This is a genomic window from Roseomonas sp. OT10 (assembly GCF_020991085.1).
Lineage (GTDB): Bacteria > Pseudomonadota > Alphaproteobacteria > Acetobacterales > Acetobacteraceae > Roseomonas > Roseomonas cutis.
The window spans coordinates 888,129-904,661 of sequence record NZ_CP087719.1 but is presented as its reverse complement, the minus strand read 5'-3'; the positions used below and the strand labels follow the sequence as shown (position 1 = coordinate 904,661).

At 73.7% G+C, this 16,533-nt stretch carries 13 protein-coding genes; 4 read left to right on the top strand and 9 right to left on the bottom strand.

The features are described from left to right. Nucleotides 1-16 precede the first annotated feature (16 nt). Nucleotides 17-1,381: an ABC transporter substrate-binding protein gene (locus tag LPC08_RS04155; protein ID WP_304622060.1), complete on the bottom strand. Its 1,365-nt coding sequence runs from the start codon at nt 1,379-1,381 to the stop codon at nt 17-19. A 184-nt stretch (nt 1,382-1,565) separates the two neighbouring features. Between LPC08_RS04155 and LPC08_RS04150 the strand changes: the two genes are divergently transcribed. After that, entirely contained in the window at nt 1,566-2,699 is a 1,134-nt protein-coding gene (locus LPC08_RS04150) for a fumarylacetoacetate hydrolase family protein (protein WP_230451480.1), read from the top strand. A gap of 10 nt (nt 2,700-2,709) precedes the next feature. After that, complete coding sequence (locus LPC08_RS04145; protein WP_230451479.1) at nt 2,710-3,465, top strand: alpha/beta hydrolase; 756 nt, start codon at nt 2,710-2,712, stop codon at nt 3,463-3,465. 518 nt (nt 3,466-3,983) lie between these two features. Here LPC08_RS04145 and LPC08_RS04140 read toward each other — a convergent pair. Continuing rightward, nucleotides 3,984-5,564, bottom strand: a complete 1,581-nt coding sequence (locus LPC08_RS04140; protein WP_230451478.1) for an ABC transporter substrate-binding protein — start codon at nt 5,562-5,564, stop codon at nt 3,984-3,986. A 177-nt stretch (nt 5,565-5,741) separates the two neighbouring features. Here LPC08_RS04140 and LPC08_RS04135 point away from each other — a divergent pair, with 177 nt between their 5' ends. Beyond that, nucleotides 5,742-7,052, top strand: a complete 1,311-nt coding sequence (locus tag LPC08_RS04135; protein WP_230451477.1) for an NtaA/DmoA family FMN-dependent monooxygenase — start codon at nt 5,742-5,744, stop codon at nt 7,050-7,052. Nucleotides 7,053-7,080: 28 nt separating this feature from the next. Here LPC08_RS04135 and LPC08_RS04130 read toward each other — a convergent pair whose 3' ends face one another. The 4 genes from LPC08_RS04130 to LPC08_RS04115 are packed head-to-tail and all read right to left on the bottom strand — an operon-like array spanning nt 7,081 to nt 11,285. Continuing rightward, nucleotides 7,081-8,127, bottom strand: a complete 1,047-nt coding sequence (locus LPC08_RS04130) for a polysaccharide deacetylase family protein (RefSeq protein ID WP_230451476.1) — start codon at nt 8,125-8,127, stop codon at nt 7,081-7,083. 35 nt (nt 8,128-8,162) lie between these two features. After that, a complete protein-coding gene (locus LPC08_RS04125; RefSeq protein ID WP_230451475.1) occupies nt 8,163-9,287 on the bottom strand; it encodes a glycoside hydrolase family protein in 1,125 nt (374 codons plus the stop codon). Nucleotides 9,288-9,318: 31 nt separating this feature from the next. Next, entirely contained in the window at nt 9,319-10,569 is a 1,251-nt protein-coding gene (locus LPC08_RS04120; RefSeq protein ID WP_230451474.1) for a polysaccharide biosynthesis/export family protein, read from the bottom strand. Nucleotides 10,570-10,583: 14 nt separating this feature from the next. After that, nucleotides 10,584-11,285 carry a sugar transferase gene (locus LPC08_RS04115; RefSeq protein WP_230451473.1) on the bottom strand — a complete coding sequence of 234 codons (702 nt, stop codon included), beginning with the start codon at nt 11,283-11,285 and terminating at the stop codon, nt 10,584-10,586. A 706-nt stretch (nt 11,286-11,991) separates the two neighbouring features. On the opposite strand from LPC08_RS04115, the gene LPC08_RS04110 reads away from it, so the two are divergent. After that, nucleotides 11,992-12,564: a LysR substrate-binding domain-containing protein gene (locus tag LPC08_RS04110; protein ID WP_230451472.1), complete on the top strand. Its 573-nt coding sequence runs from the start codon at nt 11,992-11,994 to the stop codon at nt 12,562-12,564. A gap of 71 nt (nt 12,565-12,635) precedes the next feature. Here LPC08_RS04110 and asnB read toward each other — a convergent pair whose 3' ends face one another. Genes asnB through LPC08_RS04095 form a run of 3 tightly spaced genes read right to left on the bottom strand, consistent with a single transcriptional unit; the run spans nt 12,636 to nt 16,412 of the window. Further along, nucleotides 12,636-14,396 (bottom strand): asparagine synthase (glutamine-hydrolyzing), encoded by a 1,761-nt coding sequence (gene asnB / locus LPC08_RS04105; protein ID WP_230451471.1) that lies wholly within the window; start codon nt 14,394-14,396, stop codon nt 12,636-12,638. A gap of 1 nt (nt 14,397) precedes the next feature. Further along, entirely contained in the window at nt 14,398-15,429 is a 1,032-nt protein-coding gene (locus LPC08_RS04100; RefSeq protein ID WP_230452975.1) for a glycosyltransferase, read from the bottom strand. A 14-nt stretch (nt 15,430-15,443) separates the two neighbouring features. Next, the gene (locus LPC08_RS04095; protein WP_230451470.1) at nt 15,444-16,412 is read right to left on the bottom strand and encodes a glycosyltransferase family 9 protein; all 969 of its coding nucleotides are present in this window, start codon (nt 16,410-16,412) and stop codon (nt 15,444-15,446) included. Nucleotides 16,413-16,533 lie beyond the last annotated feature (121 nt).

The following is a 16,533-nucleotide window of genomic DNA, read 5'->3' as shown; positions in this document are numbered from 1 at the left end:
CGTCAACCCGGCGCGCTCAGCTCGCCCTCTCGGACTGCTCCAGCACCGGGCGGAAGGCCTCGGTGGCGCGCTTCAGCTCCGCCGCCACGTCCGCGCCGCCGATCGTGTTGGTCAGCGCCGTGCCGATGGTGTCGCGGAACTCCGTCACCGGCACGATCTCCGGCAGGCCGGGGCGGGCGATCTTGCCGCTCTCGATCAGGGTGGTGAAGAAGTCGCGCGGGAAACGGCTGGTGGCGATCGCCTCCTCGTTGCGATAGGCCGAGCTGCGGGCCGGGGCGCCCGCCCCGGAGGTGAGGAAGCGGAGCTGGTTCTGCTTGTTCAGCGCCCATTGCACGTAGAGCCAGGAGGGCTCCTTCTTGCTGGACATCTCGCTGATGCCCATGCCCGTGCCGAACAGGGCGCAATGGTGGTGCGCCGGCCCGGCCGGGACGACGGCATAGCCCACCTTGCCCGCCACGCGGGAACGCTGCCTGTCCTCCAGCGGCGCGGCGAAGCCCACGCCGTCCAGCCAGAAGGCGGCGCGGCCCTGCATGAAGCTCGTCTGGCTCTCGTTCCAGTTGAAGCCCACCACCCCGGGGGGCGCGCATTCGCGCAGCAGCTTCTGGTACATCTGCCCGGCCCAGATGGCATCGGGCGTGTCCGTCATCAGCCTCATCGTCGCCGGGTCGACGGAATCGCGCTGCTGCGTGCCCAGCAGGAAGGAGGCATAGACAGGCACGTTGGCGTTGCGCAGCCCGCGGCCGACGAAGCCGTACTGCTGCTTCGACGGATCGGTCAGCGCCTTGGCCGCCGTGTAGAACTCGTCCCAGGTCTTCGGCATGGCGAGGCCGCGCTGGGCGAGCATCTCCTTGTTGTAGTAGATGATCCACAGGTCGTTGTCGTGCGGCATGGTGTCCAGCCGCCCGTCCGACTGGGTGCTGTAGGCCACGGCGCCCGCGCTGAAATCGGCGAAGTCGAACTCCGGCGAGGTCAGGCTGGCATCCTGGAGCAGGGGCCGCAGGTCCATGCACCACTTCGCGCGCCCGACCTGGCGCTTGTTCACATGCAGGCTGATCGTCACCACGTCGAAGGAGGGCCGGCCGGAGGCGAACTCGATCGCGAATTTCTGCCGGTGCTGCTGCTCGGGGATCTGCTCGACGCCGACCCTGATGCCGGTGAGGTCCTCGAACTCCTTGTTGTATTGTGCCAGGATCTGCGAGCGCGGCGTCGCCGTCAGGCTCACCTCGATCCGCTCGCCGGAGAAACGCTTCCAGTTGAAGGCCCCCCGGTTGGCGGCCCCCCGGTCGGCAGCCCCCTGGGCATGGCCCTGCCGGACCAGGGCCGGCGCCGCCAGCAGGGCCGCCCCCGCCCCCAGCGCCACGCGCCGCGTGACCTTGGACATCGTCCTACCCCCGATTGGCTTTCCCGGCTTCCGGCCGGGCTTATGGCCCGGATGCTCGACCGGGCCGGGGCGGATGGCAAGCGCCAATGCGGGCGGCTACACAGGGGGTGCCCCGCCCCCGGCGCCGCCGGGGCCGCGGCCAAGCCAAGGGCCGCAGCGGCCCGCAACGGTGGGAGTACGCCGCATGACATCGCGCCTGCCCGACGACTGGACCCGCGGCAGCTTCGCCGCCCGCCTGGACACGCCGGAAGGCCCCGTGGTGCTGGGCGTGCAGGGGGGCGAGGCCCACGACCTCACCCACGCCTTCGGCACCGCCAGCGCGTGGCTGGATTCCCCCGACCCGGTGGCGGCGATCCGCGGGCGGGGACGCCGCCTGGATTTCGACCTGGCGGCCGCGCTGGCGCAGGGGCGGCTGCTGGCGCCGATCGACCTGCAGGCGATCAAGGCCTGCGGCGTGACCTACGTCCGCTCCATGCTGGAACGGGTGATCGAGGAGCGCTGCCGGGGCGACGCCTCCCAGGCGGAGACGATCCGGGCGGAGGTGCGCGGCATCCTCGGCGACGACCTGACCAACCTGCGCCCCGGCAGCCCGGAGGCGATGGCGGTCAAGCGCTCGCTGGTGGAGAAGGGCTGGTGGAGCCAGTACCTGGAGGTCGGCATCGGCCCGGATGCGGAGGTCTTCACCAAGGCGCAGCCGATGAGCGCGGTCGGGCCCGGCGCCCGCATCGGCGTCCACCCCGCCTCGGACTGGTCCAACCCGGAGCCGGAGGCGGTGTTGGCGGTGAACTCACGCGGCGCGATCGTGGGCGCCATGCTGGGCAACGACGTGAACCTGCGCGACGTCGAGGGACGCTCGGCCCTGCTGCTCGGCCGCGCCAAGGACAACAACGCCGCCTGCGCCCTGGGCCCCGTGCTGCGGCTGTTCGACGAAGGCTTCACGCTGGAGGACGTGCGGCAGGCGGAGGTCCGGCTGACCATTTCGGGGGAGGACGGCTTCACCCTGGACGAGCGCGGCCGGGTGGACGCGATCAGCCGCGACCCCGCCGACCTCGTGGCGCAGGCCAGCAACGCCCACCACCAGTACCCGGACGGCCTGGTGCTGTTCCTGGGCACGCCCTTCTCGCCCAGCAAGGACCGCGGCGCCCCCGGCATGGGCTTCACCCACAGGCCCGGCGACGTGGTCACCATCTCCTCCCCCCGCCTCGGCGCGCTGAGCAACACGGTGGCGCGCACGGACGAGTGCCCGCCCTGGCGCTTCGGCACGGGCGCGCTGTTCCGCAGCCTGGCCGCGCGCGGGCTGCCGCTGGCCGATGCATGAGGGAGCGCCCATGAGGGAGCACCGGGGAACCCTGGAGCGCGAGGGCACCCCCCTCGCCTGGGCGGCGCTGGAGGGCGACGGGCCGACCGTGGTCTTCCTCGGCGGCTTCCGCTCCGACATGGAAGGCGGCAAGGCGCTCTTCCTGCGCGACCGCTGCGGCGAGCGCGGGCGCGCCTTCCTCCGCCTGGACTATGCCGGCCACGGCATCAGCGGCGGGCTGTTCGAGGACGGCACCATCGGCGGGTGGCTGGAGGATGCCGCGGCCGTCATCGACGACCGCGCCCCCGGGCCGGTCGTGCTGGCCGGGTCCTCCATGGGCGGCTGGATCGCCCTGCTCCTCGCCCGGCGCTGGGGGGCGGAGCGGGTGCGGGCGGTGCTGGGCATCGCCGCCGCCCCGGACTTCACCGAAGACCTCATCCCCGCCGAGCTGACGGCGGAGGAGCGGGAGACCCTGGCCCGCGACGGCATCGTCCGTCGCCCCTCCGCCTATGGCGAGCCGCTGCCGATCACCGCCCAGCTGCTGGAGGAAGGGCGCCACCACCTGATCCTGGGCGGGCCGCTGGACTATGCCGGGCCGGTGCGGCTGGTCCAGGGCATGCGGGATGCCGAGGTGCCCTGGCAGCACGCGCTGCGCATCGCCGACGCGCTGGCCGGCGACGACGTGGCGGTGACCCTGGTGAAGGACGGCGACCATCGCCTGTCGCGCGATTCCGACCTGAAGCGGCTCTGGCAGACGCTGGACACCCTGCTGCCCCCCATCGCCTGAGCGGCAAAGGACGGGCGCGCCCGGCCGCGTTCCCCAGCCTCCGTGAAAGGAGAAAGGGCAGCGCCCGCCCCCTCGGGCCAGGAGCGTGACGTCCCCGGCTGATACCCAGGGCGGGCTGACCTGATCCGTCGTGCTGTGGTGGTCCTGCGGCGGACCGGGAGGGGACGGCGTCCCCTCCCAGACCCTCCCCTGCCGGGGCCACAAGCGGGCCCCGGTTCCCGCTGGGAGTTTGGTGCTTTCGGGGGGTGTCAGCCTCCGGTCTGAACCCTGACAGCGCGCGGACAGGCGGGACTCCAGAATAGGTTTGAAGGCGTCAGCGAATGCTGCGGCCATACCCGCCGAGGAGCCATGCTCCTCGGCGCCTCGACCCCGTCGCAGGCTGTCCCGCGGCAGCGCCCATCGGGTCCAGGGCCCGCAGGGTCCTGGCGGAGTGGGGGTACGGGGGCGAGGCGGAGCCTTGCCCCCGGGCCACGGGCGCACCTCGTGCCGGCACGGATCAGCGCATCCCGCCGTCCGTATCAGTTCTTCTCCACCCCCCAGAAGACTGGCACGGTGGTCGGGCGGATGCCGGTGATGTTGGAGCGCCAAGCGGCGTTGGTGCGGAACTGCCCGGCATTGATGTAGGGCAGCACCTCGTAGGCGCGCGCATGCACCTGGTCGAGCAGGGCGCGCCGCTTGGCGGGGTCGGATTCCTCCCACCAGGACCGGCGCAGCCGCTCCAGCTCCGCGTCGCAGGGCCAGCCGGCCAGGCCACCCTCGCAGGGGCTGGCGAGGTAGAGGTTGGAGAGCGGGTTCTCCGCGTCGAAGGCGTTGGCGATGGTGACGAACAGGTTCCAGCCGCCCTCCGCCTGCGGCTCGCGCCGGTTGCGCCGCTGCGTCAGCGTGCCCCAGTCCATCGAGGGCACGTCCATGACCAGCCCGCCCTTGCCGAAGGCCTCCGCCATGACCAGCGTGGCGGCATTGTTCAACGGGTTGTCGGTGGCGTTCAGGAAGACGACCTTGCGCCCGTCATACCCCGCCTCCTGCAGCAGCCGCCGCGCCTGGGCGACGTCCGGCTGGCGCAGGCCGCGCGCGCCGGCCGCCGTCTCCAGCGGCGTGCCGCACATGAAGAAGGCGGGGCAGTAGGGCACCTGCTCCGCGGCGCGCACGCCCATCCCCTCCAGCACCTCCTGCTGGTTCAGCAGATGCAGCAGCGCCTGCCGCGCGCGGGGGTCGTTGAAGGGTGCCTGGGCGTGGTTGATCCGCAGCCAGACCATGTAGCCGATGGGGTTGATCGGGGCGACGCGCAGTTGCCGGTTGCGCTCCAGCTGCGGGACCAGGTCGGGCGGCGGCTGCTCGATGAAGTCGATCTCCCCCGTGGTCAGCGCGTTCACCGCCACGGCGGCATCGGGCATGGCCAGCCATTCCACCCGGTCCAGCGTCACCACCTTGCCGCCGGCGAGCCCGTCCGGCGCCTCGGGACGCGGCCGGTAGGTCGGGTTGCGCTGGTAGACGGCGCGGTCGCCGATGCGCCAGCGGTCGCGCGGGAAGACGAAGGGGCCGGAGCCGGTGGTGTCGGTGATGGCCGTGGTGGCGGGGGTCTGCGCCACCCGCTCGGGCATGACGAACAGCGCGCTGCCGGTGGGGCGCGCCAGCGCCTCCAGCACCAGGGCGAAGGGGCGGGAGAGCTTCAGCTCGAAGGTCTTGTCGTCCACCGCCTCCAGCGAGGCGGTCGCCGCGGCCAGGGCCCGCCCGACCACGTCGCGCTGCGCCCAGCGCCGGATCGAGGCCACGGCATCCGCCGCCCGCACCGGCGCGCCGTCATGGAAGGCGAGCCCGTCGCGCAGCGTGAAGCGCCAGGTCATGCGGTCGTCGGACACGCTGTGGCTGCCCACCATCTGGGGCTGTGCCACGCCCTTGCTGTCGAGCGCGAAGAGCTGGTCGTAGATGAAGAAGCCGTGGTTGCGCACGAAGGCGGCGGTGGAGACCACGGGGTCGATGCTGGTCAGCTCGTTGATCAGCACCGCGCGCAGCACCGTCTCGGCCGGGGCCGGGGCGGCGCCGAGGCCGAGGGCCAGGCCCGCCGCGGCGAGGGTGGAGCAGAGCGAGAGGCGGCGCATGGAGGATCTCCCGGGAACGGAACGGATGTCTTCGCAGGATGCGGGCCAGGACGGAAGCCCGGCCGGCCGGGCAGGCGCCGGGCGCCCCCTGGCACGGAATGCGCATGGCGCGGCATCCTCCCTCCCCGTCCCGCGCCGGGCGCCACGCCCGCGCCCCTGCCCGCTCCCGGAGTTCCGATGACCGACAAGCGCTTCCACCTCGGCTGGTTCCTGCAGGGCTCCAGCATCCAGTCCTGGGGCGAGGAATGGACCGGCAACGTGGCCGAGACCTGGATGCGGCCGGAGTTCTTCGTCGAGATGACGCGCAACCTGGAGCGCGCCGGCTTCGACTACGTGCTGCTCGAGGATTCCTCCTATGTCGGGGAAAGCTACGGCTCCTCCCGCGACGTGTACCTGGAGAACGGCATCGCCGTGCCGCGCCAGGACCCGGCGGTGGTGGCCGGGCTGCTGGCGCGGGAGACCTCGCGCATCGGCATCGTTCCCACGCTGGGCACCTTTGCCTACCCGCCCTACCTGCTCGCACGGCTGATCGGCACGCTGGACCAGGTCTCGGCCGGGCGGATCGGCTGGAACGCCGTCACCGGCTCCTCCGACTATGCCGCGCAGAACTTCGGCCTGCCGGGGATGCCGGAGCACGACCTGCGCTACGAGATGGCGGAGGAGTACATGGACCTCGTCCGCCAGCTCTGGGGTTCCTGGGAACCCGGCGCCATCACCGGCGGCATCGAGGGCGGCGCGCTGATCGACCCGAGCAAGGTGCATGCGGTGAACTTCGAGGGCCGCTGGTTCCGCTGCCGCGGCCCGCTGAACTCCGGCCCCTGCCCCCAGGGCCAGCCGGTGATCGCCCAGGCGGGCGGCTCGCCCGCCGGCCGCGCCTTCGCCGCGAAATGGGCGGACACCATCGTCGCCAGCACCAAGGGGGCGAAGGCGATGAAGGCGTATCGCGACGACGTGCGCGAGCGCATGGCGCGGTTCGGCCGCAATCCCGACCATTGCAAGGTGCTGTTCCTCGTCTCGCCCATCCTCGGCGCGACCGAGGAGGAGGCGCTGGCCCGGCAGCGCCGCAACGCCGAGTTCCACGCGGACAACCCGCACATCCGCCTCGCCCACCTGAGCAAGGTGACGAACATCGACTTCGCGGAGTTCGACCTGGACCGGCCGCTGGGCGAGCTGCGGACCAACGGCCACCAGCAGAGCCTGGAGCAGTTCATCGGCAAGAACCGCGGCCGCACCCTGCGCGAGCTGCTGGTGGACTATGCCCGCACCGGCTCCATCGAGCTGGTCGGCACCCCGGACCAGGTGGCGGAGCGGATGGGCGCGGCGATGGAGGAGGTCGGCGGCGACGGCTTCCTGCTCACCCTGGCCGACACCACCCGCCGCAGCGTGGCGGAGATCACCGACGGGCTGGTGCCCGCCCTGCAACGCCGCGGCCTGGCCCGTCGCCACTACGCCCACGACCAGTTCCGCGACAATCTGCTGGCCTTCTGACCCGACCCCGCGGGGGGGGGGCGCCGCCTCACCCCAGCGGCGCCGTCACCACGCGCCGCAGCGGGCGGCGCAGGGCGTTCGCCAGGCCGCTGAGCTTGACGCGCACCGCCTCGGGCCCGTCCTCCGGCCCGATGCCGTGGCGCGGCCAGACGCAGGGCTGCCCGAGATGCGCCGGGAAGAGGTTGCCCGGATGGGTGGTGACGGCGGTGCGGAAGCCGAGGGCCTGGGCCAGCCGGGCCTCCCGCGGGCCGGTCGTCACGGGGGTGCCGAAGGGGTAGGCGAAGTGGCGCACCGGCAGTCCGGTCTCCGCCTCCAGCCGCTCGCGGCTGCCGCCCATCTCGGCCAGCGCCGCCGCCTCGTCCAGGGTGGCGAGGCTGGGATGCGACAGGGTGTGCGCGCCGATCGTCACCCAGGGCGAGGCGGCGAGGCGGCGCACCATGTCCCAGCCCATCATGTGCCGGCGGGCCAGGGCAGCGAAGTCCACGCCGTAGCGCTCCGCCAGCGTGGTCGACACGGCGGCGACGGCATCCGGCCGGGCGCGCAGCATGGCGGCGGCGGCGCGGGCATAGGCGGCGTGCTTTGCGCGCCCCTCCGCCGCGGGCAACTCGGCGGCGCCGTCGAGCGGCAGGCGCAGCGCCCCCTCCCGCGCGATGGCCTGGTCGAGCCCGTACCACCACAGCGGCGCGGTGCCGTCGACCAGCCCCGGCGCGACATAGACGATCGCGGGCACGCGCCGGGCCTCCAGGATCGGCAGCAGGATGTCGTGGTTGTCGCGGTAGCCGTCGTCGAAGGTCAGGCAGACGAAGCGCCCCGGCCGCGGCGCGGCCAGGCGCGCGGCCGCCTCCTCCAGCGTGACGGCGGCGATCCCTGCCGCCGCCAGCGCATCCAGCAGGCGGCAGAACAGCCCGGGCGTGACGCTGTTCCGGCGGTTGGGCCCGAAGGTCAGCGTGGGATCGTCCGGCTGCACCCGGTGGAACATCAGCACCGCGCCCGCGCCGCCATGCAGCGGCCGCGCCAGCGCATCGAGCCGCAGCCCGGCGAGCAGGCGCAGCAACAGGGGGCGCAGCGCCGCCACGTCAGCCGTGCCGCGTCATGCCGGGCGGCACGGCATCATGGGCCGCAGGGTGCCTCGGCCAGCACGATCTGCGATTCCAGGCCGCTGCTCGGGCTGGCGAAGTACCACAGGCGCGCGCGCCCGTCCTCGATCAGCGCATGCGGCCCGCCCAGCGACCAGGCATCCGGCTGGCCGGGGCGCGGCGACAGGATGGGGTTGGCCGGGTTGCGCTGCCAGGCGATGCCGTCGGCGCTCCAGGCATGGCCGATGGCCCCGCGCTGGATCTCGACGCCGTCCCGGTAATCGGCGGGGGCGCTGCCGAAGTAGAACATGTGGAAGCCCGCCTTCGGATCCGCGACCACGTTCACATGCGTGGTCCACATCTCGTCCCAGGCGCCCTTGCCGCCCAGGGTCAGGACGGGCGCGGGGCGGCGCGTCCAGGCGATGCCGTCCGGCGAGGTGGCGTGGCCGATGCGGTAGGTGCGGAAGGAGCCGCGCGGCTCGCCGAGCCCGACATACCACATGCGGTAGAGCCGCGCAGCGGGGTCGTAGAGCACGCTGGGCTCCAGCACCCCGCCCATGCGGCAGGTGGCGGGATCGGCGGGATTACCGCAGAGCGGCTTCTCCCAGTCCTGCTGCGCCTCCAGCACGGGCTGGGAACGCCGGGTCCAGGTGATGCCGTCCGGCGATTCCGCCATGCCGATGGCGTAGGTGATGCTGCCCTGCGGCCGGTGGTTGCCGGAATAGTACAGGCGGTAGCCGCCTTCGGGCGTGCGCAGCACGTTCGCCGTCTCGATCCCCGGCGCGTCCCAGCCATCGGCCGGCGGCGCCAGCACCAGGTCCATCACCCGGTCCGGCGCGGAGGCCTTCTTCCAGATGCGCCAGGTCAGCCCGTTCGCGCTCTCGGCATAGGCGATGCCGGTGCGCTGCCGGCTGTCGGCATTGGTGAACCACAGCCGGTAGCGGCCGCCCTCGTGCAGCACGGAGGGATCGGCGGCGATGCGCAGCGGGCTGAGCGGCCCGTTGGCCAGCGTGCGCATCACCTCCACCCGCTGCCAGGGGCCGGGGAAGCGGCATTGCGGCTCGGCCGCCAGGGCGGTCGCGGGCCAGAGGGCCGGGGGCAGCGCCGCCGGGGGCAGCAGGGCCAGCGACAGGGCCAGGGCGCGGGTCCGGGCGGTCATGGCACCATACCGCCTCCGCCCGGCGCGCCCGTCAACGCGCCGCGGTCTCGACCAGGTCGCCCGGCCGCAGCGGCGTGTCCGCGCGGGCGGCGATCCGCTCCGTCCCGCCGCCGGACTGGCGCAGGATGACGAAGCGGTCGGCAGCGTCGCGCGCGCCGCCCGGCGCCGGCAGCGCCTCGCCGACGCGGGTCAGGGAGGCGTGGCTCTCCTCCAGCGTGACGGTCAGGCCGTTGAGCAGATCCGCGTTGTCGCGCAGCCAGCCCGTCACCTCGATCTGGCGCTGCTGCTCCAGCCCGTTCGCGGACTGCTCCAGGCGCACGATCTCCTGCCGGGCGCGGGCGATCTGGGCGGCGATCTGGCGGCGGTCGCTCTCCAGCTGGATGGACAGGCGCTGCAGCTCGTTGATGCGGGGGGTGCGCGGCGTCAGCCCCTGGCGCAGCAGGTTCTGTGCGTAGCGCGTCTCCTCCAGCACCAGATCGCCCTCGCGCTGCTTCGATTCCGCCTGCTCGGTCAGCGCCTGGATCTCGGCGCGGTAGAGCGCCGTCTGGTCGGCGATCATCGCCTTCTGCGTGCGGATCACCTCGTCGCGCTGCGCCATCATGCGCCGCTCGCTCGCCACCACCTCCGCCGCCTTCTCCTCGGAGAGGTAGCGCCGCGTGTCGGGGGCGGTGAAATCCGCGGCGCCGTCGCGTTCCGCCTGCAGCCGCTCGCGCCGGATCAGGGCGAGGCCGATCCCCTGCTGCGCCTGCCGCAGCTTCTCGCGCAGGTTGCCGATCTCGATCTGCGCGCCCAGCTCCTCCGTATCCACGGCGCGCGGCCCGCCGGCCGCGGTGATCGCGTGCAGCACCGTCATGCCGAACTGGAAGGGATAGCTGCCGGGCCGGCGCACGTCGCCCGCGACGAAGACCGGCCGCGCCTCGACCAGGTCGAGCGTGACGCGCGGGTCGAGCAGGAAGGCATCCTCCTTCAGCCGCGCCTGGATGGCGTCGCGCAGCGCGGAGAGGGGCAGGCCGGAAGCGGGCAGGCTGCCGAGGAAGGGCAGGGACAGGGTCCCGCCCGGCAGGATGCGGAACTCGCCCGAGAGATCCGGGCGGCGGAAGACCGAGACGGCGACGCGGTCGCCCGGGCCGAGCAGGAAGTCCGGCGTCTCCGCCCGGGCCGGCGCGGCGACCAGCGAACCAGCGAACGGGGACCCGGCGACGAGGGAACCGGCAAGCAGAAGGGCAAGGAAGGCCGTGCGGCCCCCCCTGCCCGTCCGGTGCCGCCGGCGCCCGGCCGCCATGGCCGTCCGCGGGGTCAGATCAGGCCCGCCGCGGCATGCGGGCGCGGCCGGGCATGGCTCAGCAGCAGGTCCATCACCTGCTCCGGGGTGAAGCGGTAGCCCGGCACCAGCCCGACCAGCACGGTGCCGACCAGGATGCGCAGGTCCAGGAGGGGCGAATAGGCATGCTCCACCACGTGGCAATAGGTCGTCTCCAGCATCAGGCGGTCGCGGTCGGAGATGTGGTCGCGGCCGATCAGCTGCACCGGGCCGGTCAGGCCCGCGGGGGTCAGGAAGCGCGTCTCGGCATCGGGGTACTCCTCGCGCAGCGAGGCGATGACGTTCTCCGGCAGCGGCCGGTTGCCGACGAGGCTCATCCTGCCCAGCAGCACGTAGCAGAGCTGCGGCATCTCCGTCAGCATCAGCCGCTCGATCCAGCGCCCGATGGGGGTATAGACGGGGGAATCGCTGGGCGTGTTGAGGAACCGCACGCCCGCCACCGGCACCGTGTCACGGTTGATCAGGCGGTCGGCGTTGCGCCGCATGGTCCGGAACTTCGCCACCGGCATGGTGATGTCACGATAGACGCGTCGTCGCGAGACGTAGAGGACCGGCCGGCCCTCCAGCGCCAGGATCAGCAGCGCGGCGATGGCGAGGACGGGGATCGCGAAGACCGCGGCCGTCAGCACGATCAGCAGGTCGAAGCCTTGCTTCTGGGCAGGCATCCACTGAGCCATGGTCCGAACTCCTTGCGACGTCTGTGCAAAGGTTCGAGCTTCGTAACGAGCAGCGTGCCATTCGTCAAGAAATGTTAACGAATATGGATTGAATTAATTTTGCGGCATGAATTTGAGACGATGAATCCATGCAGGCCGGCGCTGCCGGTCCATGGCTCCTTCAGGAATGGCGTGCCGCGGACGCGCGGCGTCCTGCCGAGGAGTGGTTCTGGACCCCCCGCCGCTGGCCGGCACCCTCCGAATGGACGATGCGAGGCAAAATTCGCGCCGGGCCTCCTGCCCTGCGACGCCAGGCCCTGCTCTGCGACGCCGGGGTCGCCCCGTGGCCCGGCGCCACGGCGCTGCGGCCGGACGACCCGGCGAAGCCCCCCGCCACCCGCGAGGCATCGCCCCACGAACGCCACGGCACCCCCTGGAGCGACCCGGCCCGGCGCGCGTCGCGGCCCATACCAACGGCGGGATGGCCTGACCTGTCGTTCTATCGTGCTCCGGCGTCGGACCGGGAGGGGACGCCGTCCCCTCCCAGACCCTCCCCTGCCGGGGCCACAAGCGGGCCCCGGTCCCCGCTGGGAGTTTGGTGCTTCCGGTAGACGTCAGCCTGCGGGCGGAACCCTGACGGAATGCGGACAGGCGGGACTCTGAAAGAAACATCAGAGGCGTCAGCGCGAGCGGAGGCCCTACCCGCCGAGGAGCATGGCTCCTCGTCGTGCCGTCGTTCATCGAGCCCCACCTCGGGGAGTTCGCCCGCCGTCATCCCCTGATCCGGCTGGAGGTGGTCGTGGATGACGGGCTGGGCGACATCGTCCGGGACGGCTGCGACGCCGCCATACGCCTGCTGGAAGCGGTGCCGGACAGCATGATCGCCATACCGGTCACGCCGCCGGTCGCGATGGCGGTGGTGGCCTCGCCCGCCTATGTCGCGGCGAACCAGCCACCCGCCGGCCCGGAGGACCTCGCCCGCCACAACCGCATCGGGTACCGGCAGACCGCCAGCGCCGTCCTCTACCGACGGGAGTTCACCGATCCCGGCGATGGGCGCGACCTGTCGATCGAGCCGCAGGGCCATCTCGTCACCAACAGCGACGACGTGATGACGAGCGCCGCCCTCAGGGGATCGGGCTGGTCATGCACATGGATTTCGCCGTGCGGGCGCATCTCGCCAGCGGCCTGCTCGTCCGGGTGCTGGAACCATGGTGCCCGCCCTTCGACGGTTTCCAGCTGTATATCCCGACGCGCGAGCAGATGCCGGCCGAACTGCGCGCCGTCGTCGATGTCCTGACGGAGAAGCGCCGTCTCCTGCCGTCCTGGGGGAAGGCGGGAAGGGCCTGGCCTCTCCCCGCGCCAAGCGCCCTACCGCTGCGCCAGCACCTCGAACACGTTCCCGGCGTCGCTGCGTCGCTCGACATGCCGCGCGTGCCACAGCGCGTAGAACAGCAGGTGCCACGCCGCGAAGCCCTCGCGCTTGTTCGCGGCGGCTCGGAACAGCGGCAGGATGCGGCCGGGCCTGGCGATCTCCGCCACGCCGGGCTGCGCCGCCACCAGCGGGGCGAGGCGGTCCGCCTGCCCGGCGATCCAGGCGCCGACCGGGACAGTGAAGCCCTTCTTCCTCGCGAAGGGCTTCGAGGCGGGGAACTCCCGCTCCAGCCAGCGGCGCAGCAGCCACTTGCCGGACTCCCGCCGCACCTTCAGCGAATCCGGCAGGCGCCAGGCGGCCTCCACCACGCCCTGGTCGAGGAAGGGCACCCGCCCCTCCACCGCATGCGCCATCAGGCAGCGGTCGAGCTTGGTCAGCAGGTCGTTGGGCAGCCAGTCCGCGACGTCCAGCGCCTGCGCCGCCATCAGCCGCGTGCGGCCCGGCAGGGCGACGGCGCTCTCCGCCGCGGTCAGCCCGTCGCGCCACAGGCGCGGCGGGTCGCGCAGCACGTCCAGCCGGTCGAAGGTGCCGTGCGCCCGCATCGCCTTGCCACCCAGCCACCAGGGCCGCATCGCGGCGCGGTAGCGGCCGTAGCCGCCCAGCAGCTCGTCGCCGCCCTCGCCGGAGAGGACGACCTTCACCTCCTCCCGCGCGCGGCGCGCCAGGAACCAGGTGGGGATGATGGCGTAGTCGGCGGCCGGGTCGTCCATGGCGCCGACGATGCGCGGCAGGTTCTGCCAGACCTCCGCCTCGCCGACCTCCAGCCGGACGTGGCGGGCGCCCGCGGCGGCGGCGGCGGCGGCGGCCTGCTCGCGCTCGTCCGTGCCGTGGCCGCTGGTGTCGAAGCCGGCGGTGAAGGCCAGCACCGGGCGGTCGTTCAGCCGCGCCATCATCGCCAGCACGGCGGCGCTGTCCGTGCCGCCCGAGAGGAACATGCCGTAGGGCACGTCGGAGCGCTGGTGGAACTCGACGCTCTCGCGGAAGGCCGTGCCGAAGCGGGCCAGCGCCGTCTCCTCGTCCACCTCCTCGGGCGCGCCCGGCGGCAGAGCGTCGCGCCGCTGCCGCTCCACCACCGCGCCCTCGGCGATGGCCAGGGTCTCGCCGGGCAGGACGCGGTGGATGCCCTGGAAGATGGTCTCGGCGCCGGTCGTGAACTGCAGCTGCAGCAGCTCGTCCCGTGCCTCCGCGCGCAGGCGCGGCGCGACCAGCCCCGCGGCGAGCAGCGCCTGCGGCTCGGACGCGAAGGCGATGCCGCCCGCGACCTCCGCCCAGTAGAGCGGCTTGATGCCGAAGGGGTCGCGCGACAGCACCACCTGCCGCGCGGCGCGGTCGTGGATGGCGATGGCCCACATGCCGCGCAGCGTGTCGGCGAAGCCCAGCCCGTCGCGCCGCCACAGGTGCAGCGGCGGCTCGCAGTCGCTGCCGGTGACGCAGGAGAGGAGGTTCTCCTGCCGCAGCTCCCGGTAGTTGTAGACCTCGCCATTGCCGACCAGCGCGGCCGCGCCCGCGAAGAGCGGCTGGTCGCCGCCCGCCAGGTCGATGATGGCCAGCCGCGTGTGCGACAGCGCGACGTTGCCGGAGACGTGGTGCCCACGCCCGTCCGGGCCGCGATGCGCCAGCGCGCGGGTCAGCGCCTCCAGCACCGTCGGGTCGGGGGTCTGCCCGGCTTGCAGGGCGAGGCCGGCGATGCCGCACATGTCAGCGCGCCTCCCCGGCCCCGGGGGGCGCCATGGTGGGCGCCACGGCGGCGAGGAAGCCGCGCCAGCGCGCGATCACCGGCGCCTCCGCATGCACCGCCTCGTACTCGGCGCGCCCGGCGGCGGCCAGGCGCAGGGCCAGCGCCGGCTCCTCCAGCACGCGGCGCAGCGCGGCGGCCAGCGCGCCCGCATCGTCGACCGGCACCAGCAGCCCCGTCTCCCCGTCGCGGATCACCTCGCCCGGCCCCTGCGCCGCGGCGGCGACCACCGGCCGCCCGGCCGAGAAGGCCTCCAGCACCACGTTCCCCAGCGGCTCGTGACGGGAGGGGCAGACCAGCACGTCACAGGCCGCCAGCAGCGCCCCGGTGTCGCGCCGCCAGCCGAGGAAGGCCACGCGCTCCGCCACGCCCAGCTCCGCCGCCAGCCGCTCCAGCGCGGGCCGCTCCGGCCCCTCCCCGCCCAGGGAGAGGTGCACCCCCGGCAGCCCCGCCAGGGCCCGCAGCAGCACGTCGAAGGCCTTGTTCCGGTGCAGCCGGCCCAGCGCCAGCAGCCGGCGCATCCCCGGCGGCGCGGGCAGGGCGGCGGGTGCCGCGCCGCGCAGGTCGGGCGCGAAGTTCGGCAGGTGGTGCACCCGATCGGCCGGCCAACCCTGCGCCGCGATCCAGCGGGCCAGGTCGCGCGTGTTGCCGACCAGATGGTCGCAGCGGCGATAGTGCCTCAGGTCGTAATACCCCCCCAGCCGCCCCACCAGCGTCCACGGCCCCTTCGGCGCGAAGCGCGCGGCGCGGTTCATCCAGGCCACCGTCACCGCCGGCGCGAAGCCCCGCAGCGCGCTGCGCAGCCGCGGCCCGGTGAGGAGGTCCAGCGGCCCGCCGAAGCGCAGCCCCAGCGGCGCCAGCCCGCCCTCCCGCAGCCGCGCCATCCGCCCCGGCTCCGTCCGGACCACCGGCAGCACCTCCTCGCCCGCGGCGTGCAGGGCGATGCAGAGGCGCTCGTAGAAGGTCTCCGCCCCCCCCAGCACGGCGCCGGCCATCACCTGCGCCACCCTCACGCGGCGACGCCCCCCGGATCCAGGCGTCCCGCATCCGGCCCGGCCTGCCGCGGCAGCAGCGCCCGCGCCGCGGCGAGCACCGCCTCCACCTCCAGGCCCGCCATCGTGCCGTCCGGCGCCACCACGGCCCGGGCGGCGCGGCCGACCGGCGCGTACTCCTCCGCCGGGGTGGGTCCGAACAGCCCCAGCGTCGGGGTTCCCGCCGCGGCGGAGAGGTGCATCAGCCCGGAATCATTGCCCACGAACAGGGCGCAGCGCCGCAGCACCGCCGCCGCCTCCGGCAGGGACAGCCGGCCGATCAGATCCAGCGCCCCCGGCAGCGCGGCCACCAGCGGCGCCGCCATGGCCCGCTCCTGCGCCCCCGGCCCGCCCAGCAGCACGATCCGCGCTCCCGGCAGCGGCCCGCCCGGCGCCGTCAGCGCCGCCGCCAGCGCCTCGAACCGCTCCGCCGGCCAGACCTTGCCGGACCAGTTCGCCGTCGGTCCCAGGGCCAGGATGGGGGCCAGGATGGGGGCCGCGACGGTACCGTCGGCCCCATCCAGCAGCGCCGCCGCCCGCGCCTCGTCCGCCGGTGCGGTCCAGGCCACCGGCGCGGGCGGCGGCGACAGCCCCAGCACCGCCGCGATATGCCCGATCCGGTGCCCGCGCCGCCGCCCGCCGCGCATCACCGCCCGCCGCCGCGTCGGCACCAGCCAGGACAGGGCGGAGCCGCGCAGGTCCACCACCAGGTCCCAGCGCGTCCGCACCACCCGCCGCCACAGGTCGAGCCAGTGGGCGGAGAGCGGCCGCTTGGCCAGGACGATCGTCGCCTCCCGCCGCGGCAGGCGGGCGAAGACCCCCTCCGCCACCGGGCCGCAGGCGATGGTGAACCGTGCCTCCGGATGGGCCCGCAGCAGGTGGTCGAGCAGCCCGGTGGAGAGGACGGCATCGCCGATCCGGGTCGAGGTGACGAAGAGCACACGCATCGTGCCGGGGGCCATAGCACGGACCGCCGCCCTTGCCGCCCCTCGCCGTCGCAGGCGCCGGCCCTGCGCCCCGCGCATTCCCCCCCGCGCATTTTCCATTGCCCTCGCCGGTACCCCGCGC